This window comes from Marivirga tractuosa DSM 4126, assembly GCF_000183425.1.
GTDB lineage: Bacteria > Bacteroidota > Bacteroidia > Cytophagales > Cyclobacteriaceae > Marivirga > Marivirga tractuosa.
Genome location: NC_014759.1, coordinates 4,196,043 through 4,217,548, shown reverse-complemented (window position 1 = coordinate 4,217,548; position 21,506 = coordinate 4,196,043). Strand labels below are relative to the sequence as shown.

Annotated in this window: 17 protein-coding genes; 6 read left to right on the top strand and 11 right to left on the bottom strand. The window is 35.7% G+C overall.

Annotated features, from left to right (window positions below; translation table 11 throughout):
* Positions 1–17 precede the first annotated feature (17 nt).
* Together dnaX and FTRAC_RS17810 are read right to left on the bottom strand one after the other, a co-directional pair.
* The gene (dnaX, locus tag FTRAC_RS17815) at positions 18–1,127 is read right to left on the bottom strand and encodes a DNA polymerase III subunit gamma/tau (RefSeq protein WP_013455677.1); all 1,110 of its coding nucleotides are present in this window, start codon (positions 1,125–1,127) and stop codon (positions 18–20) included.
* Between the two features lie 102 nt (positions 1,128–1,229).
* Entirely contained in the window at positions 1,230–1,646 is a 417-nt protein-coding gene (locus FTRAC_RS17810) for a 6-pyruvoyl trahydropterin synthase family protein (protein WP_013455676.1), read from the bottom strand.
* A gap of 91 nt (positions 1,647–1,737) precedes the next feature.
* On the opposite strand from FTRAC_RS17810, the gene rfaD reads away from it, so the two are divergent.
* The 3 genes from rfaD (at position 1,738) to FTRAC_RS17795 (ending at position 4,882) form a co-directional block, all read left to right on the top strand.
* Positions 1,738–2,691 carry an ADP-glyceromanno-heptose 6-epimerase gene (gene rfaD, locus FTRAC_RS17805; RefSeq protein ID WP_013455675.1) on the top strand — a complete coding sequence of 318 codons (954 nt, stop codon included), beginning with the start codon at positions 1,738–1,740 and terminating at the stop codon, positions 2,689–2,691.
* 78 nt (positions 2,692–2,769) lie between these two features.
* Positions 2,770–3,591 carry a mechanosensitive ion channel family protein gene (locus tag FTRAC_RS17800; RefSeq protein ID WP_013455674.1) on the top strand — a complete coding sequence of 274 codons (822 nt, stop codon included), beginning with the start codon at positions 2,770–2,772 and terminating at the stop codon, positions 3,589–3,591.
* Positions 3,592–3,733: 142 nt separating this feature from the next.
* On the top strand, positions 3,734–4,882 hold the full coding sequence (locus FTRAC_RS17795; RefSeq protein WP_013455673.1) for a BamA/TamA family outer membrane protein: 1,149 nt from the start codon (positions 3,734–3,736) through the stop codon (positions 4,880–4,882).
* A 14-nt stretch (positions 4,883–4,896) separates the two neighbouring features.
* Here the strand turns inward: FTRAC_RS17795 and FTRAC_RS17790 are convergent, their stop codons facing one another.
* From FTRAC_RS17790 to FTRAC_RS17755, 8 genes are all read right to left on the bottom strand, one after another.
* On the bottom strand, positions 4,897–6,084 hold the full coding sequence (locus FTRAC_RS17790; RefSeq protein ID WP_013455672.1) for a hypothetical protein: 1,188 nt from the start codon (positions 6,082–6,084) through the stop codon (positions 4,897–4,899).
* Positions 6,081–6,950, bottom strand: coding sequence for an outer membrane beta-barrel protein (locus FTRAC_RS17785; RefSeq protein ID WP_185094416.1), 870 nt, complete (start codon positions 6,948–6,950; stop codon positions 6,081–6,083). The genes FTRAC_RS17790 and FTRAC_RS17785 overlap by 4 nt, the downstream gene beginning before the upstream one ends.
* A gap of 4 nt (positions 6,951–6,954) precedes the next feature.
* Complete coding sequence (locus FTRAC_RS17780; protein WP_013455670.1) at positions 6,955–8,655, bottom strand: DUF1501 domain-containing protein; 1,701 nt, start codon at positions 8,653–8,655, stop codon at positions 6,955–6,957.
* A gap of 2 nt (positions 8,656–8,657) precedes the next feature.
* Entirely contained in the window at positions 8,658–10,421 is a 1,764-nt protein-coding gene (locus FTRAC_RS17775) for a DUF1800 domain-containing protein (protein WP_013455669.1), read from the bottom strand.
* Between the two features lie 194 nt (positions 10,422–10,615).
* Entirely contained in the window at positions 10,616–12,847 is a 2,232-nt protein-coding gene (locus FTRAC_RS17770; protein WP_013455668.1) for an NADP-dependent isocitrate dehydrogenase, read from the bottom strand.
* A 600-nt stretch (positions 12,848–13,447) separates the two neighbouring features.
* On the bottom strand, positions 13,448–14,266 hold the full coding sequence (gene panB, locus FTRAC_RS17765) for a 3-methyl-2-oxobutanoate hydroxymethyltransferase (protein WP_013455667.1): 819 nt from the start codon (positions 14,264–14,266) through the stop codon (positions 13,448–13,450).
* An 8-nt stretch (positions 14,267–14,274) separates the two neighbouring features.
* On the bottom strand, positions 14,275–15,807 hold the full coding sequence (locus tag FTRAC_RS17760) for a PAS domain-containing sensor histidine kinase (RefSeq protein WP_013455666.1): 1,533 nt from the start codon (positions 15,805–15,807) through the stop codon (positions 14,275–14,277).
* A gap of 169 nt (positions 15,808–15,976) precedes the next feature.
* The gene (locus tag FTRAC_RS17755) at positions 15,977–16,819 is read right to left on the bottom strand and encodes a DMT family transporter (protein WP_013455665.1); all 843 of its coding nucleotides are present in this window, start codon (positions 16,817–16,819) and stop codon (positions 15,977–15,979) included.
* Between the two features lie 97 nt (positions 16,820–16,916).
* Between FTRAC_RS17755 and FTRAC_RS17750 the strand changes: the two genes are divergently transcribed.
* Positions 16,917–17,198, top strand: coding sequence for a GNAT family N-acetyltransferase (locus FTRAC_RS17750; protein WP_013455664.1), 282 nt, complete (start codon positions 16,917–16,919; stop codon positions 17,196–17,198).
* A gap of 124 nt (positions 17,199–17,322) precedes the next feature.
* Here the strand turns inward: FTRAC_RS17750 and topA are convergent, their stop codons facing one another.
* Entirely contained in the window at positions 17,323–19,680 is a 2,358-nt protein-coding gene (gene topA / locus FTRAC_RS17745; RefSeq protein WP_013455663.1) for a type I DNA topoisomerase, read from the bottom strand.
* Between the two features lie 136 nt (positions 19,681–19,816).
* Here topA and FTRAC_RS17740 point away from each other — a divergent pair, with 136 nt between their 5' ends.
* The gene (locus tag FTRAC_RS17740) at positions 19,817–20,314 is read left to right on the top strand and encodes a SixA phosphatase family protein (protein WP_013455662.1); all 498 of its coding nucleotides are present in this window, start codon (positions 19,817–19,819) and stop codon (positions 20,312–20,314) included.
* 6 nt (positions 20,315–20,320) lie between these two features.
* Positions 20,321–21,394 carry an agmatinase family protein gene (locus tag FTRAC_RS17735; RefSeq protein ID WP_013455661.1) on the top strand — a complete coding sequence of 358 codons (1,074 nt, stop codon included), beginning with the start codon at positions 20,321–20,323 and terminating at the stop codon, positions 21,392–21,394.
* The last annotated feature ends 112 nt before the right edge of the window (positions 21,395–21,506 follow it).

Sequence of the window (21,506 nt, the reverse complement as noted above, 5' to 3'; positions counted from 1 at the left end):
TTCTTCAGCAGACTGACTTAACTCACTTTTTTTTTTAAAACCGCATCATTCTGTTTCGCTAAATCAATAGCACTATTGATTTTGGCTAATTTCATCAAAGCTAACTCTACAGCTAGGCGTTGGTTTTTACTTGCCTTGTATGATTGATCTGTTTGATTTAATATCTGTAGCCCAGACAGAATAAAAGAAGGAGAAACCTCTGCTGCCTGTTGTTTGTATTGCGCTTTAACTTGCTCAGAGACTTCCAATAGCTCCAAGGTAGATTCATCTTTACAAACTAATAAATCTCTAAAATGAGAAGCTAATCCATTAATGAAATTATGTCCATCGAAGCCATTTTTCAAAATTTCGTCAAACAACAATAAGGCTTCTGGAATTTTTTCATTGTTTAAAGCATCAGTTACTTTAAAATAATAGTCATAATCTAAAATATGCAGATTATCTATCGTAGCTTGATAAGTGATTTTATTATCAGGTGAAAAAGTAACAATCAAATCGAAAATGGAAAGTGCATCACGTAATGCACCATCTGCTTTCTGTGCTATTAAATGTAAAGCAGCTTCTTCAGCTTCAATCCCTTCCCTATCGGCTATTTCTTTCAAGTGATCAGAAATGTCAGAAACTTTTATTCTATTAAAATCATAAATCTGACATCTGGATAGAATGGTTGGAATTACCTTATGCTTCTCCGTAGTTGCTAAAATGAAAATAGCATAAGAAGGTGGCTCCTCTAAGGTCTTCAAGAAAGCATTAAAGGCAGCATTAGAAAGCATGTGAACCTCATCTATAATATAGACTTTGTATTTCCCATGCTGAGGTGGTACTCGAACTTTGTCGATAAGATTACGAACATCATCAACTGAATTATTCGAAGCGGCATCAAGCTCATAAATATTAAGAGAAGATGATCCCTCCATATTATCCACGTCAAAATCGTTGATCAGCCTAGCTAAAATCCTAGCACAAGTCGTTTTACCAACACCTCGAGGGCCGCAAAACAAAAGAGATTGCGCCAAATGGTCGTTGTCAATTGCGTTCTTCAAAGTAGTAGTAATATGCTTCTGCCCTACTACTTCATCAAAACCTTTTGGTCTATATTTCCTTGCTGATACAACAAAATTTTCCATTAGCGCAATTTATAAATACCCTTTTGATTTTAAGATATTAAAGAGGGATAATTATGATTTTTTTTTTTAAGATTTTTCCGAGATGATACTATGGCTAAATTTTCAGCCATAGTATTCTACGAAATTTCTAGGCGTTTCATAAAGTGTTAATTTATGAAGACTTGATCCTTCTTGCAATTGCTTCACCTTGGGTTCTAGAATTTTCCAAAATTCAGCAATAATTACCTCACAGCTTGCCATTTTTCCAACTAGAAAAGGGACATCCATATTAAGGTTTTTGTGATCAACCTTATCAATGACTTCAGATTTGATCAAGTTACTCAACTTCTTCAAATCCACCACAAATCCTGTATCAGGATCAGGTTCTCCTTTGACTGTTACAATCAGCTCAAAATTGTGACCATGCCAATTTTCATTAGCACAAGGACCAAAAACTTCTTCGTTTTTTTCCCTGCTCCAGTTAGGATTAAATAGCTTGTGTGCTGCGTTAAAATGTTCTTTACGATTAACGTAAACCATGTCAATCTTAATTTTTAGGCTGCAAATATACGTTTATTCATTTATAATAAATAGTTTTGCTTAAAGAGCTTAATATAAAAACATACATCTTATGATAATAGTTACCGGAGCAGCTGGTTTTATTGCGTCAAACCTCATCAAAAAACTCAATTCTGAAGGCTTTAACCACATTATTGCAGTAGATAAATTTGATAATCCTGAAAAAAATAAAAATCTGGAAGACTTAAAAATTCAAGAAAAAGTTGAGCGAGATGTGTTTTTTGAGTGGTTAGATAAGCAAGATGCTAAGAAAGTCGAGTTTATCTTTCATTTAGGTGCCAGAACAGACACTACCGAATTTGACATTGCAATTCTGACTAAGCTCAATACCGATTACACTAAAAAAATGTGGAAAAAGTGCATTGATATGCAGATTCCTCTAATATATGCAAGTTCTGCGGCCACTTATGGACTTGGAGAATTAGGATATGATGATGATGAAAGCAAAATCCCTGATCTAAAACCACTTAACCCTTATGGTATATCTAAAAATGAATTTGACAAATGGGCTCTGCAACAAGAAAAAAGACCATTTTACTGGGCAGGACTAAAGTTTTTCAATGTATATGGTCCAAGAGAATATCATAAAGGCAGAATGGCCAGTGTGATTCTGCATGCTTACAGGCAAATTTCAGAAACCGGTAAAATGAAATTATTCCGATCTCATAATCCTGAATTTAAAGATGGAGAGCAAATGCGAGATTTCGTTTTTGTAGATGATGTGGTAAAAGTTATGATTTGGCTAATGCATCACCGAAAAAATTCAGGAATTTACAATCTGGGAAGCGGAAAAGCTCGTACATTTTTAGACTTAGTTAAGGCGGTTTTTAAATCTATGAAGAAAGAAGAGGACATCAGTTTTATTGATACTCCTGCTGATATTCGTGATAAATATCAATATTTCACTGAGGCAAAAATGGAAAAATTAAAAACAATTGGCTATCCTTATGAATTTACCGATTTGGAAAGCGGTGTGGATGCTTATATCAAAGAAATGAAACTATAAAAGGTTTAATACGATAAAATAATTTATGTAGCAACATTTATTTTATTCTTAAATTAAAACTTACCAAACCATAAAAATATGTTTGAACAATTAGATCCGGAATTATTAGATAAAATTTATACTTACGCTATTGAAATTGGAATAGCATTAATAAAGATAATTCTCATATTTATTGTAGGTAGAATTACTATTAGTTACCTCATGAAAGGAATCAAAAAAGCCTTCAAAAAATCTGATTTGGACGTATCCTTAGCTTCCTTTTTAGGTTCATTTTTTCGCTTTGTATTCTATATTGCTCTTGTCTTAGTAATAGCCCAAAGCATTGATATTAAAATCGCTGCGTTGCTAGGTGTATTAGGTGCAGCAGGCTTAGCAATCGGTTTAGCCCTCCAAGGTAGTTTATCGAACTTTGCTGGTGGTATTTTAATATTAGTAACAAAACCATTTACGGTTGATGATATTATTGAAGCCCAAGGCTATTTTGGAGTAGTAGAAAAAATCGATATCCTTCACACACATATAAGAACATTCGACAATCAATTAATAGTAATGCCAAATGGCGGTTTGGCTAACTCTAGTGTAACGAACACTACAGCAAAAGATACACGTAGGGCAGAATTAAAGGTAGGCGTGGCTTATGGATCTGATATTGCAAAAGTAAGGCAGGTCATACTAGATGTTATTTCTAAGGATGAAAGAATTAATCCAGACCCAGCCCCTGTGGTGAAATTCACGAATTTTGGAGATAGCTCATTAGATTTAAGTGTGAGAGTATGGACAGCAACTGATAACCTATGGCCTGTGTATTGGGATAATATGGAAGCTATCAATAATGAATTTGTTAAGCAGAATATTGAAATCCCATTTCCACAAAGAGATATACATATGAGAACAAAGTAAATATTAAATCATTTCAGTAATTAATAGCCCTTAGGACATATGATCTGAGGGCTATTTTTTTGCACAAATTCGAAAAAAGTCAAATATTTTAACAACTAATCGGCTGAATATCGTTCTTTTACAGATTATAAAAATAAAATAAGTGGAGAAATCAATATCAATCTATTCCAAAGCACTAATAATTAGTCTATTACTATTTGGTGGCCATACATCCTATTCTCAAAATTTTGTAAGTAAGTATATCAATGGTATTATTAATGACACTAGTGATATATCAAAACCTCAATTTATAATCTACCCAACCGTTGCCTATGCACCTGAAACCAGCTGGGAATTTGGTTTAAGCTCACTGCTGGTATTTTATGCAAAGCAGGACACCTTAAACCGTCTAAGCGAAGTAAATGGATTCACTTTTTTTACTTTAGAAAATCAATATGGCTTATGGTTCGATCATGCCATCTATTCCGATGAAGACAAATGGTTTTTTCTAGGTAGGCTAAGATTTCAAAGCTTCCCTCTTTTCTACCATGGTATTGGGAGCAATAGCCCAGAAGACTACATAGCGAGAGTAGATGCCAATCAAATATTTATAAAAGAGCGAATTTTAAGAAAAATTAAGAAAGACCTATTTGTAGGTTTAGAAATGGATTACCAGCGTTTGAGTTCTGTAAATTTTGTTCCTTCAGAAGGCCATACTATACAAGAATTGCCAAGAGGCAATCAAGGATCATCCAATTTAGGATTTGGAGTAGGCTTAGTACATGACAACAGACATAATGTATTGAATGTGCGAAAAGGCTTATTCTCTGAACTAGCATTATTACACTACAATCAAAACTGGGGCAGTACATATGATTTTACATCCATATTATCTGATACCAGAATCTACAGACCTTCTGGCAAAAACAATGTATTCGCAGCACAACTATTAGGGCAATTCAATTCTGGAGATGTTCCTTTTAATCAATTAGCGCTAATGGGTGGAGAAAGTATTATGCGTGGCTATTATTATGGAAGATATAGAGATCGAAATCAAATAGCGGCACAAATGGAATATAGATTTCTTCCTATTCCTTTTGGATTTACCGATAGAATTGGGGCAGCCGTTTTTGCTGGTGCAGGAAAAGTATTTCCAGATCTAAATAATTTTGACCTTAAGAATATTGTGGTATCAGGAGGAGCTGGAGTAAGATTTTTATTATTCCCTAAAAAAGATATCTATACTAGGTTTGATGTAGCTTTCACCCAAGAAGGCCCAGGTTTTTATTTATTTATTGGGGAGGCTTTTTGAGCAGATTTTTACAACTATAAAATCTCCACTAATTGGTCTTTAGTTATTTTTTGCAAATATATTCTTTCAAATCTGCCAGCTAAAAAGGTTGTGCCAGTAATGGCAATACCCCCATCCTCCAAAGCAATAATACTTGATAATGTGAAGGGATTTAACGTTCCCAAATAGTAGGTTGCCTCTAATTGTCCAGAATTTAGGTCATAGAAATATAAAACTACTTGCCGCCCTTCTGTTTCACTTGCGATAATTACCAATTCACGATTGACTCCATTATATGGAGTAATTCGACAAACCGACTTTTCAGCAATTTCAGGAATATTTCGATCAAATAGATTCACTGAAGACCTAATTTCATTAATGGGTAATGATGTTTTTGCATTCATAAAATGGTCGGAAAAGTGATAGCCTACTATGGCGAAATCACCTGAAGCAGTTGAATATGCAGCTTTCATTCCTGCATCAGTACCTTGACCTTGCAAAACACCGGTTGGTTCATCACCAAAATTGGTAAACACCATGGACAAGGTATAATTATAAAACCCATTAAAATAATATCGATTTCCAGCGGCTTGCCCACAGAAAAATGGGATTCTTGCACTCCTTTTAGTGAAATGATTCACAATAGCATCCTGCACATCACTACCAGGACCAATTGAATAACCCGCTTGTTGCAAAATATTTCCTTGCGGACTTACTTCAGTTAAAATTGAGTTAAGTCCATTAGGATCGTAAGACAATAATAGCAAATTATTATTAGATGTGAGATTGGCTGCCAATGGATATGAGGCGGTTGTATTTAGTGCTGTTGTCGTGACTGTTCCATCTGAAGCAATAGTCCCCAAATATGGTCTTAGTGAATTTCTGTCCATACAGAAAAAGTAAAGCGCAGATCCTATTTTGATCAAAGATTTGGTCGGAGCTACAAAGGTTTCCTCTAATTGTTGTTCACTTATAAATTCACCTAATGAATCTGTAACCACTAAATTGATCCCTGAGAAATTGCTTGAAGTCAAGCTTCTTTCAGAAAGTATAAAGTAATTATTTTCATTAAACTGTAGACCAACAGGTTGATAAGACGCATTATAATCTGAATCATCATAAATCTTTAAAAATGATAGTTGCTCAGGAGCCAATTCCTCATTATTACAAGCAAACGCAATGGCTGAAAGAATCAAAATAAGAATTAGAATACTATTTTTCATAATGCTTTAAACTGGCTATCGATATATCGTAGTGGAAAAACAAAGCTTAAAGAAGCACTGTAATTTTGCAAACTATAGTCATCTTGAACTTCTCCAAAAGAGGAGAATGTATTTTCATCAAATCTGGTTTGGCTATTGACAATGGATTGAAAACTGTGCCTATATTGCACATCAATGATGGAGCGAATATTCCAAAAATCAAAACTCACTCCTAATCCACCCAAAAGACCCCAATTATTTAAGATTTCATCCTTATTATTAAGCTTTATATTGGCTCTTTCAAATTCCACTGGTTGACCTGAAGCATAGTCTGTTTCAAAAACCTGAACTTCTTTATTGGCATCAAAAGCAATGGAATAGAAAGCACCTGCCATCACAAAAGGCCGGATTCTGTTTCCAATAATATCATATTTGACTGCCACTGGTAATTCAAGAAAAGTAATACTTTGCTGGACATCATAGCTGGTTTCATATTGATCTCTCTCTGTTTCACCAGACCAACTTAATTGACTACTGTAGTTAATATTGTTTCTGAAAAAGGTAGGAAATGTCATAACAGAGAAGCCTTTATGAAAGAAAGTAACATCTAGTCCAATATGAAAAGCTGGATTAACAAACTCCTCATATTCTTTATCCAAATTTTCAGGGTTATAATTGATAGGATTCAAACCCGAGAAACTTTCTATCAAGCTTGTTTGAGTGAAATTTGTGCCGCCTCTTATTCCTAACCACCATTGCGTATTTAAAAACTCTTTTGCTTGAGAAGCTGGAGTACTTGGCTTTTTACGCTTCTGTGCCATTACATCATAAACAGATAAAAATAACATTAAAGACATTAAAATAGAATACAATTTTAGTCTTAGCATAGCATCACTTTTTGATAAGTTTTTTCGTGTCATTAATGTATTTCGTATTTACTCTAATTTGATATATGCCAGATTTTAACCCAGCAATATCCAGTTTAATATCATTGCTCCCCTGGCGAAGCAATTTATGCTCAACACCAATTGATTGCCCATTTATAGTAATAATTTCAATTCTTACTTTATCCTCTTCGTTGCTTTGAATCCTTATATTTGTGAAATCACCAGCAGGGTTAGGAAAAGGATTATCAACATTAAAGTGCTTCCCAAGCCACGCATTTGTACCTGTTATGCTATTGGATATCATTTGAACATCTGGTAGTGGGTTCCCATTTTCATCGCTGGCATTAAAAAAATCCTTAAAGAAAATATCATTATTAATGCTTGCTTTATCAACTCCTAACCATTCATGCAATATGCTACCGTAAAGCTGGCGGTAGTCAAATTGCAAATCTATATTACTTTTATTCAAGTCAGGGTTTGTACCAAATACACCAGGATTAACTCTATTTCCAAAAACCATTACAGCACCACCTTTTCCATGATCTGTACCATAGCTTCCATTGGATGGGATTCTCCTGCCAAATTCACTCATGCTTATGGTCAAAACCTTATCCTCCAATCCTCTTGCCTTCAGATCAGCATGAAAAGCTTTCATTGCTGCAGAAATATGATACATTTTAGTGGCATGAACTCCCATTGTAGTATTGGTACTTTCTACTTGACCCGCATGAGTATCAAAACCACCCATTTTCACCAAGAACACCTTAGTTTTAATTCCGCCCCCTAAAAGACGGGAGACTAATTTTAATTGTCCACTTAGTGGGTTTCTTAAACTACCCGAAGGCGCATTAAAGGGATATATTTCAGGATATTCAACAGAACTCTCATTCGATGCCAAATAAATCTCTTGCAATCTTTTGATGTAGGTTTCGGATTTATCTTCCAGTCCTAAAATCCAATCCATCTCCTTTTTATAAGGCGATCCATTAAGATGCTCAGGAGGCAATCCTCTTGGATCAATACCCTGATCAGCAAAACCCTCTAAGTTTTCAATCTGATTCAACAATGCTCCCGGACTGTTCCCCAAAGAAATAGAGGTAGGAATATTTCCTTCTTGATGAAACAAAAGCGAAGTATCATTTCCCATTTCCAAAGCCAATGGATCTGGCATGCCTGCATTGGGGAAATCATCAGGATAATCAGCAGGAGCATAAACTTGATTGAGATATCTCCCTATCCATCCCGAAGAATAATAATCATCGTAATCGCCACCCATAAACCAAATATCTCGGCCACGGAAGTGGGAACCATTATTTTTTGGATATGAAACTCCCTGATAAACAGCAGCCTGTCCTCTGTCGTACATGCTTTTGAAATCAATCATATCAGGATGAAGTCCAACCTGATCAGGAGCTTCTAAAGTGCTATCTAATGGAATTAAGGTTCGATTTCCACTTTTATAGGGTATGGCAATATTAGCTCTTCGGTTATAGTATAAATCATAATTTTCAATAGGGATAAAACTATTGATACTATCATTTCCTCCATGCAACTGCAAAATCACCAACACCTTTTCATTATCACTTTTATGCAATAGATTTTTAAGGGGTTGATGTGAGGATAAAAGACGCATAGGGATTCCCTGAAATGCAATTGAACCTCCTGCAGCAAATCCTAATCTTTTTAAAAATTTTCTTCTATCCATGGCTACATCAGTTGATATTCCGGTGATTGCAAAATAGCATTGAAAAGATCCTGTAATTGTCTTTCCACAGTTTCCCTGTCTACACCTTGTGTCCAGCGAAATGTCCAGGCCTCTTCAGGGTTTTCGTCAATTTGAAATGTCTTTAAGAAGGCATCCAAGAAATAATTTAACCTCTCTTCGGTTAATGGGCTATTATCAGGATTTTCGAATCCCAAATTGTCCGTAAATGCCAAGAATTGATTAGCAATAACTACTACTAAATCCTTAGCATTTGCGGCTACATTATTATCAACATATTGCTCGACATATTCGATGGGAGTTTTCATCTGAACTGCCATTTCTTCCATATTGGCATTGCTTACACTTTGTACATAAGCATATCGTTGGGTCAAATAGGATGTAGTGATCCAGCCACGATGGTAAATAGGAAATTGATGGTAAGCCAAATAGCCTGCAACTTCAAATGGTTCATAAAAATTTAAGCCCATATCCCCCATCTTCCTTAGCCAGCCATCGGTAATTTCATAAAACTGTTCTGCTTGTGTCAAGTAGTCAGGCAATTGCAATTCAACACTTCTTGCATGCCCAATAATTAAATCTAACGGGCTCTTAATAATGCTTCCGAAATTATCGTCTGAGATACCATCTGCACCTTCGTAAAATTCTTGACTAGCAAATAAGGCTTCTAAAACAGCTTGCAAACTAAAGTTCTGCTCCCTAAAAACAGAGGCCATATCTTTTATGACACCATTTTGGATATCCTCTGTAATTTCATGATAAACAAAAAAGCGGTATATTTTTCTACAGATATGAATAGCCGTTTCCTCTTGCTCAAAAATAGCATCAATTAATTGCCTAATTTCATCAACAGCACTTTCGTAAGTAGCCTGCCCATTCAACATTAATTCAGGATCGGGAGAAATTACTGCATTACTAAACCTAAAACTTAACTGCTTACTAGTATTATCGTGCTGACCAGCCGTTATGCCATTACCTTTTGCGATTCCAGTCGGCAATCCCGTTTGTTCATCTATATTTGCAAAGTCAGCATCAACATTAAACCCAGACAAAATTTTAGCTCCTTCCTGAACGTCTTGCTCAGTAAATGTACCGTAATCCCCCACCTCATTATCACCTTTATCAGTACCTTCCAATCCCCTTCCTATGGAATATAATTCTAGTAATTCTCTAGCATAATTTTCATTTGGACTCCCCTTCACATTTAATCGCCCATCTAAAAATCTCAACATAGCATTATCTAAGGAGATTTTAACTACTAAATCCTTGAAATTTAGTTGCTCTTCAGTCTCTTCTACTTCTATAAACTGATCAAAAGCAAATTGACGAAAAAGTTGGTTCTGAAAATATAATGCACGACTACTCCCTACTATTGACTTCTTTGTTGTGAAATGAGTATGTAAAAAATACACAAGCCTTTCGCGAAAAATATAGGATAATTTTTGATCGTCAGTTGCATTTGGTCCTAAAAACTGACCAATTTGCCAACTTAGAAAGTATTGTTCCAACTCGAATCCTTCGCTGTTGGCATCTATAGTGCCCGTTGACATCCATTCTTGCCCTGTGGCCGGATCGATAGGTGGCTGTGGAAAAGGGATACCATTAATAAAAAGTCTTTCTATTGCTTGTTGAGGATTTAACTGGGCAAATTCCTCCACTAAATTTGGTGTGGCACCAAAGGTTGTTCTCCTGAGAAGGTGCGAAGCTCTTTGTCTTCCTAAAGATTCATTTAATGGAGTTAGTGGCATAAGATACAAACACTTTAACTCCAAAAATATAAAATAATTTTTTGAATAGTAATTTTATCGAATATAAATTGCGGTTCATCGAAATAAAATAAAAACCTATAGAATATATAATGCCGCTAACCTTCTTTCAATAAAAAAGCTCCTTTCATAATAAAATTATGAAAGGAGCTTCTAAAAACGTATTTATATTTGAATTAATTAACTATTGATTCAAGTATTTGATTTAATGTTTCACTTGGTCTCATTTGCTTAATTAAAACACTTTCTTCAGGTTTGTAGTACCCACCCATGTCAACAGCTTTGCCTTGAGCTGCAATTAATTCTTCATTAATAATCGCTTCTTTTAGGCTCATGCTTTCTGCTACTCGACTGAAAATCTTTTTCAAATCAGCATCTTCATCCTGATTTGCTAAAGCTTCAGCCCAATACATTGCTAGGTAGAAATGACTTCCTCTATTATCAATCTCATTGACTTTCCTTGATGGCGATTTATTCTCATCTAAGAATTTTGAAGTTGCATTATCTAAAGCAGCACCCAATATTTTAGCTTTCTCATTATTGAAAGTTTTTCCTAAATGATCTAATGATACCGCCAAAGCTAAAAACTCACCCAATGAATCCCATCTTAAGTGACCTTCTTCCATGAATTGTTGCACGTGCTTTGGAGCAGAACCTCCTGCACCCGTTTCAAATAATCCTCCACCATTCATTAATGGAACGATTGACAACATTTTAGCACTTGTACCTACTTCTAAAATTGGGAAAAGATCGGTTAAGTAATCTCTCAATACATTTCCTGTAACAGAGATGGTATCTTTTCCTTCCACTATTCTTTCAAATGAGAATCGAGTGGCTTCAACTGGGTTCATGATTCTGATATCCAAACCATTAGTGTCATGATCTTTTAAATATTCATTCACTTTCTTGATCAATTCCGAATCATGTGAACGATTGCTATCCAACCAGAAAACAGCTGGATTTCCTGTATCTTTAGCTCTGTTTACCCCTAATTTCACCCAGTCTCTAATAGGTGCATCTTTCACTTGGCACATTCTCCAAATATCACCTTCAGCTACTTCGTGACTCAATAAAACATTGCCATTAGAATCTTTAACTTCAACAGTTCCAGCTTCAGGGATTTCGAAGGTTTTATCGTGTGAGCCATATTCTTCTGCCTTCTGAGCCATCAATCCTACATTGGAAACACTTCCCATAGTAGCTGGATTCAAGGCACCATTTTTCTTACAGAAATCTATGGTTTCTTGATATACTCCTGCATAGCTTCTATCTGGAATAATGGCTTTTGTGTCTTGCGTTTTGTTATCTTTATTCCACATCTGACCTGAAGTTCTGATCATGGCAGGCATAGAAGCATCAATAATTACATCACTAGGAACGTGCAGATTCGTAATTCCTTTATCAGAATTTACCATAGCTAAATCTGGCCCATCATTATAGCAAGCTTCAATATCAGCTTCAATTTCGCTTCTCTTATCTTCTGGTAATTCTTCAATTTGAGATAGCAATGAAGCAAATCCATTGTTGACATCCACACCTAAATCATCCAAGGTTGCTTGATGTTTTTCAAAAACAGGCTCAAAAAAAGCTTTTACGGCATGTCCGAAAATAATTGGGTCTGATACTTTCATCATCGTTGCCTTCATATGAATTGAAAATAAAACCCCAGCTTTTTTAGCTTCTTCTTTCTGCTCTTTTAAGAACGCACGCAAGGCAGAAGCACTCATTACAGCTGCATCAATAATCTCTCCTTCTTGAAGTTTCAATCCACTTTTTAATTCTTTAACATCTCCGGATTTAGTTTTCAATTCAATTTTTACCTCTGTTGCAGATGGTAAAGTGAGTGATTTTTCACTTCCGTAAAAATCTCCTTCACTCATACTTGCCACATGGCTTTTAGAATCTTTACTCCACTCTCCCATGCTATGAGGATGCTTTTGAGCAAATTCTTTAACTGCTTTTGGAGCACGTCTATCAGAGTTCCCTTCCCTTAATACTGGGTTTACTGCACTACCTTTTACATTGTCATATTTAGCTTTTACTTTCTTCTCATCATCATTTTCAGGCTCATCAGGATAATCAGGCAGATCATAACCTAACGATTGTAACTCCCTGATTGCAGCCTTCAATTGAGGAATAGAAGCACTGATATTAGGAAGTTTCACAATATTGGCTTCAGGCGTTTTAGCTATTTCACCCAATTCCGCTAAATCGTCATTAATTTGTTGTTCTGGTTTTAATCGCTCAGGGAATTGAGAAATAATACGTCCTGCCAATGAAATATCTCTAGTTTCAACAACTACACCAGCTGAATCGGTAAATGCTTTTATGATAGGTAGGAATGAATAGGTTGCCAAAGCTGGAGCTTCGTCTGTTTTGGTATATAAAATCTTTGCAGTTTTAGACATGGTTAATGTATTTGATTTACAAGTTTAATAATTATTTTAAAGTAACGGTCATTCGGAAGCCTTGTTCCAAATTTCAGGATGTGAAATTAAATAAAAGTAATAGTAGATAAAATTATTTCCGCAGCATTCCACGACAAAGACAAAACAATGTCCCGCTCCTGCTGTTTCTTCTTAAAAAATCATGGAATTTGTAATAGCAGGAGGTACGGTCTTAATAGCAATCGGGGTAGTTTATGTTTCTTTGAAAAGAGTTTTTAGAGATTGATACTTGATTTATGAGATTGGATGATTTAACACTTAAGACAAATTTCTTCATGGTACAAGCCATCGTTCTATGAAAAATGAGAGACAGTTTCCTGCTGTTTAATAATGCGTGAAATCAATCTGTCTTTATATCGGTATGATAAATTTACTTAATGCATCTCAATAAAATCTGGGCGTCATCCCTTTGAAGAAAGGGATGACGTTCTAATCTTGTTTATTGCTTATTTGCAATTTTTTCATACTGAAAAATAGATGATGTAAATGTAAAGTGCCAATTAAACTAAACAGACTTTAAGAATAATGATTAACTGCCTGCCGAGAAAACAGCACCCTCAATTAATACATCTCATCCTCATTAGGGAATTCTATATTCTTAACATCTTCCACATATTTACCGATAGCTTCAGTAATAACCGTATCCAATCGTGCGTAGTGGCGCAAGAACCGCGGTTTAAATTCTGTGGTGATTCCTAAAACATCATGTAAAACCAGCACTTGCCCATCAACATAAGGACCAGCACCGATCCCTATAATTGGTATATTTACTTCTTTGGCTACTCTTTTAGCAAGTTCAGCAGGTATCTTCTCCAATACGATACTAAAACAACCACATTCCTCCAGTATTTTAGCATCTGCAATTAATTTTTCTGCTTCCTCTTCTTCTTTTGCTCTGACGGTATAGGTTCCAAACTTATAAATAGATTGCGGAGTTAAGCCCAAATGCCCCATCACTGGAATACCTGCACTTAATATCCTTTTGATAGATTCTTGAATTTCTGCACCACCCTCCATTTTTACGGCATGTCCTCCAGATTCCTTCATAATACGAATGGAAGAACGTAATGCCTCTGAAGAATTTCCTTGATAAGAACCAAAAGGAATATCAACCACTACTAAAGCTCTTTCAACTGCCCTAACAACAGCAGAAGCATGGTAAATCATTTGATCAAGGGTGATGGGTAACGTGGTTTCATGTCCAGCCATGACGTTTGAAGCCGAATCACCCACTAAAATAACATCTACACCCGAAGCATCCACTAATTTTGCCATCGAGAAATCATATGCCGTAAGCATCGATATCTTCTCGCCTCGGTTTTTCATCTCCTGCAATTGATGTGTAGTAATTTTCTTAATGGGTTTCTTATGAACTGACATGAAATGCTTTATTTAGAATTCTCTAATTTGAAACTATTTGGAACTTTAATGGTAAATTTCGTACCTACTCCTTCTTTTGAATCAACGTCTATCTTTGCGTTTAATTTTTTAATGACATTTTTCACTATATACATTCCTAGACCACTTCCTTCACTATTTTCAGAAGCCCGATAGAACATATCAAATATTTTTTGAAGTTTATCTTTAGGAATCCCTTCCCCATTATCTTCAATTATAATTTCAGCTTCTTTTTCAGAAGTTTCGATCGTAATATTTATGTATGAGAACTCCTTCTCATTCTCCAAAACTTTCCTATACTTAATAGAATTAGAAATTAAATTATTAAGTATGATTCTAATCTTTGTTAAGTCAGAATAAAAAGGATACCATTGAATAATTTTTGTTCTTATTTCCAGGTTTTTGGTGGTATAAACATGATGAAAATTCGTGATACTGTTATTCACCTCCACCATAAAATTAATCGGCACAGTGTCTGGCTCCTCTAAGCGATTATCCCTTGACATGGCCAATAAATCTACCACAAATTTATCTAACCTATTGATGCTTCCGGTAATCATTTCAATTATTTTCCGGATTTCACCTGTTCGAGTTTCGGTTTTTAAAATATCTATTAAGCCCATTAATGATCTCAATGGACTCCTAATATCGTGAGAAGCGTGATAAACGAAATTATCCAACTCAAAGTTTAAACGCTGGAGTTCTACAAGATTTTCCTTAAACTCGCTTATATCTCGGAAAATAATATCATAATAAGCTGTTTCCTCTGATTCTATCTCTAATGCAGAAATAGAAACCCAGGTTTCGGACTCATCCCACCTTTCAAATTTGGCTTCAAACTCCTCTATAGATTCTCTATCTGTTAATTGTTCTAAAAACTTATTAACATCTTCTTTATCCTTGAAGGGATCAGTCATCTTCATGTGACGCTTTTTCTCAGAAAGAGCCAAAATATTTAATCCCTTTTGATTGATTTCTGTAACTTCTAAATCTGATTTGCGCACTCTCATGATGCCAATCAGGGAGTTTTGAAAGAAATGCTTATACTTTTGCTCACTCGTTTTTATAATCTCCTCACTACGCTTTTTTTCAGTGATGTCTCGATGAGAACCCGAAACCCTGATTGGTTGACCGTCTTTATCCAGAGTTAATTGAGCGGTGGATTGCACCCAGATATAATGGCCTTTTTGGTGCTTTAGACGAAATTGAATATTATATTCTTGCCGTTTACCTGAAATAAATTCCTCTAATGAATTTACAGCATTCTCTTTATCTTCAGGATGCAATAAATTCTCCCACAATTGAGATTTTTCTATTGAATCATCCTTTTGGAAGCCTAGCATCGTAATCCAAGGTGGGGAAATGAACACCTCTCCGGTGATGAGATTTCGATCCCATAAACCTTCATTAGCTCCAGCTGCTGCATATTGATATTGTGCAAGCTTTTTCTTGACCCCTGCTAATTCATTCTTTAATTGAAGATTTTCCTTTTCCAAAGAGATATTTTCTTTACTAATATTCATCAAAATTCACTTCTCCATGAATTACTAATTTTAAAGATATAACAATCTTATTAGAAGCTCATTATTTTTCAATCAACAAATTGTGAAAAACCTTTGGAACGAGCAATCAAATTCAAATCAATTCGATAATACGGTCTATTTGTTCGAGAAAAAAACGGAAAATCAGCAATTATGCCTTTCCTATTTTATTTTTGAACCATACATTTAAGATCACACCTGCCAAAATTAAGGCTATTCCTGAGAAAACAATCCAATTATAGGTCTCATCAAAGAATACATATCCATAGGCAAGTGCATAAACAATGGTTAAATATTTCAAGCTAGCTACTTTTGACAAATCTTCTGATTGATAAGACATGGTCATGAAATATTGGGCAAATTGAGTTAATACTCCAATTGCTAGTAATATCAGCCATTCTTCACCAACTGGCATAGTCCAATTAAAAGCAGAATAAAGACCTGTGAGTGGAGTAGTAACTAAAGGGAAATAAAAAACAATGACAAGAGGATGTTCTGTTTTATTGATTTTCCGAATGATATTGTAGGCTAAACCTGCCATGATAGAAGAGCCAATACCAATAGCAAACATTTCAATTGAAATCCTTGGATCGAATCCCTGTATGATAATTAAGCCTGCAAAAGCCATGATGTAGAAAATCCATTGTTTAGGATGAACCCTTTCTTTCACAATAAAAACCCCCAATATGGAAGTGAAAATTGGAGACAGGAATTGCATGGTTACCGCACTGCCCAATGGTATATTCTGCAAAGTATAGAAATACATGGTTAAAGCCACTGCCCCTACTGCGCCTCTCGCCACCAAAAGCTTCTTATTATTTCCCATCACCGGAACTCTTATGGCTCTGAGATAAACAAAGCTCATGACAAAAGAAATGAGAGATCGGAAAAATACAATTTCAATCGCAGGAATATTGGGCAACATTTTAACGAAAACGTTCATGGTTGCGAACAAAAAACCTGCAATAATCATGTAAAGGATACCTTTATTCATTCTGATTAAGATTTAGAAATGCAAAGCTAAGGCTTAACTCGAAAACCCATTGGTTTCAATCGCTTTATCATTAATTTGCCACATAAATACCACTAAAATGAAAATAGAAATAAAAGAAAAACAACATACAGGAAAGCTTTTTGTTGGGGATGAAAACGATCCTAAAGCAGAAATGAAGTTTACAAAAGAAAGTGGAAACATTCTAAATGTGAAGCATACCGAAGTTTCAGAGGAATTAAAAGGTCAAAGTGTTGGTAGAAAATTATTAGATCATTTGGCTGAAAAAGCAAGGAATGAAAACTTTAAGTTAAAAGCCGACTGTTCATATGTTCAGCATGTTTTCAATAAATATGATGATTATAAAGATGTTCAGCTTTGAAAAATCAAAAGAAAAAACCTAGCCTCCGGTCAGTGGCTCACCGACCGGAAGCAGAGAAGCAAGCTATTTTAGATGGTTGGTGTGCCACCGACCATGGTTCCATAGTGCTACAAGCTTTTTTATACTACTTTTTCTTAGTTGCTTTCTTCTTTGGAGCCGCTTTTCTTCCTCCTTTTTTATCGGGAGTTTTTTCGGCTAGCTCAACACACTCTTGATAAGTCAGCTCCGCTGGCTCTTTATCTTTAGGGATTTTAACATTCTTTTTACCGAACTTAATGTAAGGCCCCCATCTCCCATTCAACACTTGAACATCAGGATCTTCATCGAAACTTTTGATGAATTTTTCCCTATCTGCTTTTCGTTTTTCTTCAATTAATTCAATGGCTCTATCCGCTGTGATGTCCAATGGATCCTCTCCTTTTGGAATGCTGACAAATTTGCCATCGTGACGAATATAAGGACCAAAACGACCAATGGCAGCTACCATTTTCTGATCTTCGTAATCACCCAATTCCCTTGGTAATTTGAACAACTCCATGGCATCATCTAAGGTAATGCTTTCAATAAACTGACCTTTTCTTAAGCTAGCGAATTTTGGCTTTTCTGCATTTTCATCCTCAGAATCAGGCGTTTCGCCCAATTGCACTAAAGGGCCGTATTTCCCTAAGCGGACAATGACTTTTTTACCTGTTTTAGGATCAACTCCTAACTCACGACCTGTATTAACATCTTTTCTTTCAATGCTTTCTGCATCATCCACTTTTTGATGAAACTCGCCATAGAATTTCTTGATCATATTGTTCCAAATCTTCTCTCCTTTGGCAATTTCATCAAATTCTTGCTCTACTTTCGCAGTGAAATTATAATCTGTAACATTAGGAAAATGCTCCACCAAGAAATCATTTACTACCATGGCTAGATTACTTGGGAATAATTTATTCTTTTCTGCTCCGGTTATTTCTGTTTTCTCTGAACGGTTAATTTTCCCATTTTCCAATACCATTTCAACGTATTTCCTATCTTTTCCATCACGGAATTCTTTGTTGACATAGCCTCTTTTCTGAATAGTCGAAATCGTTGGCGCATAAGTAGAAGGACGTCCAATTCCCATCTCTTCTAATTTTTTTACTAAAGTTGCTTCATTATAACGAGCAGGCGGTCTTGTAAATCCTTCTCTCGATTGCATCCTTTTCAAATCCAAAGTCTGCCCAACTTGTAAGGGAGGCAACATGCCTTTTGTCACATTGGTCTCGCCTTCTTCCTCCTCATCAGTAGATTCAATATAAACTTTTAAGAATCCTTCGAATTTTACAACCTCACCACTAGCACTTAGGGTTTGATCCGTATTGGAGATATCAATACTTACATTAGTCTTTTCAATTTGAGCATCTGACATTTGAGAAGCAATAGCTCTCTTCCAAATCAGGTCATAAAGCCTTTGTTCATTGTAATCGCTGCTAGCCTCTTTTGTAGCAAAATTGGTTGGACGAATGGCTTCGTGAGCTTCCTGCGCTCCAGCTGATTTTGTCTTAAAGGTTCTAGTATGCGCGTAATCCGCCCCGTACTCAGATTTAATTTCTTTGGCAGCACCTTCCTTTGCTTCATCAGATAAATTCAAGGAATCGGTTCTCATATAAGAAATTTTACCTGACTCATATAGCCTTTGCGCTAAAGTCATGGTTTGAGAAACAGAAAAGCCTAATTTTCTGGAAGCTTCCTGTTGTAAAGTGGAAGTTGTAAACGGGGGCGCTGGAGTTTTCTTAGCCGGCTTTTTCTCTAATTTTCCTATTGAAAATTCAGCGTCCAGACATTTCTCTAAAAATGCCATGGCTTCTTCCTCCGTTTTGAATCTGCCCGGAAGTTCTGCTTTTAATTCTTTACCTTCTACATTAAAGAAGGCCTGTATTTTGAAAAATGATTCAGCTTTGAATTTTTCAATCTCTCTTTCTCTCTCCACCACAATTCTTACAGCTACAGATTGAACTCGACCAGCAGAAAGTCCGGTTTTGATTTTTTTCCAAAGAATTGGAGAAAGCTCAAAACCCACTAATCTGTCTAAAATCCTTCTGGCTTGTTGTGCATTTACTAAATCTATATCAATCCCTTTAGGTGAATTGATCGCATTTTGAATGGCTGATTTTGTAATTTCTCTAAAAACAATTCTTTTGGTTCTGGCATCATCTAAATTTAAAGCTTCTTTCAAATGCCATGAAATTGCTTCTCCCTCGCGGTCATCATCAGTCGCGAGATAGATCATTTCTGCTAATTTCGCTTCCTTTATCAAAGCCTTAATGACTTCTTTTTTATCTTTAGATACTTCGTAAGTAGGTTTAAACCCATTTTCAATGTCGATGGCATTGTTTCCTTTTGGCAAATCCCGAACGTGACCATAACTAGAAAGCACTTTATAATCCTTTCCAAGATAACCTTCAATAGTTTTGGCTTTGGCTGGTGACTCCACTATCACTAAATTTTTCGACATATCTGCTGGCTTATTTTAAATTGAAATTCAAATATCATTAATTTTTTTTAGAAAAAAAGAATTTAGGTTTTTACTCGTTTATTGAGATAGTTTATTTAATAATCCTAATTTTACTATCAAACAGCTAATCAATCAAATGGTTAAAGATCTTTACTTAATTCGCCATGGCGAGGCAGAAGAACCAACTGCCGGCTTAAAAGATGTGGAACGCCAATTAACTGCAAAGGGTTTGCAGGATGCCTCAAAAGTAGGTATGTACTTAAAACAAAAAGAATTTCACCCTGATTTAATGTTGCATAGCATTGCCGAAAGGACAACGCAAACTATGTACAGAATAAATGAACAATTAGGTGTTAAAACAGATCATATTGAAGCATCGGAAGATGTTTATGAAGCTTCAGCACGCATTATGTTGCGCGTGATCTCGGAAATCCCAGCAGAAATGCGTTCTGCAATCATTATTTGCCATAATCCTTCCATTACCTACATTTCTGAATACATAACAGGCTCGGAAGTAGGCTATGTGGAACCGGCTGGCATGGTGCATATACAAATTCCTTATTCCTCTTGGTCGGAGGTATCGGAAAAAAATTGTGATTTAATAGAATATATTAGACCAGAAGATATTCAATAATTATTTATGACGAAGAAACAGGAAATAATCAATGCCTTTGACCCCAACGGAATCGGCAATGTAGATAATATTTTTGCTTTACCTTTTGATGAAAAAACTGCAGATTTAATTTTAATTCCCGTTCCATGGGAAGTGACTGTATCTTATGAAGCGGGTACAGCACAAGGGCCACAACATATTCTGGAAGCCTCCACACAAGTCGATTTATATCAGAAAGATATTATTGATGCCTGGAAAATGGGAATTCAAATGCTCCCAATCAATCAGGATTTATTGACCAAAAGCAATAAGCATCGCATAATGGCGGAGGAATATATTGGCTTATTGGAATCAGGAGAAGAAAATAGCGATAAAGGAAAAAACCTATTAAAGGAAGTCAACTCGGTTTGTTCTGAAATGGTAGAATGGGTAAAAACCGAGTCTTTAAAGCAATTGGATAAGCATAAACTCTTAGGACTAGTAGGCGGTGACCACAGTACGCCTTTAGGCGCAGTTCAAGCTTTAGCAACCAATCATGAAACTTTTGGCGTACTTCAAATTGATGCCCATATGGATTTCAGGAAAGCTTATGAGAATTTTCAATATTCTCATGCCTCCATCTCTTATAATATGTTGCAAACAGTTCCGCAAATCGAAAAAATGGTTCAGGTAGGGATTCGGGATTTTTGCGAAGAAGAAATCAAATTTGCTGAAAAGCAAGGGGAAAGAGTGAGTGTTTTCTATGATGATGATATAAAAGTGGGCATGTTTGAAGGGGAATCTTGGACTATCATCTGCGATAGAATCATAAAAGAATTACCAAATGAAGTTTATATCACATTCGATATTGATGGTTTAAGACCTGAATTATGTCCCAATACCGGTACGCCAGTGCCAGGAGGCATTAGCTATTCCGAAATCATTTATTTATTGACTAGGTTGGTTAAAAACGGCAAGAAAATCATTGGCTTTGATTTGAATGAAGTCGCTCCAGGAGAAAACACGGATTGGAATGGCAATGTAGGCGCTAGGATTTTATACCGCTTATGCAATTTAATGGGTGTCTCTCAAGGAAAGCTGGAATGGGATGAAAGTTTTTAAACAACTCTAAATCAGTAACCTTGTTACCCATATTTTCAATAAATCTTTTAAGTTTTCATCGAAAGTCATACTTTTGTACTTTCTATTTATATTAAAATTTTAACATCTCATT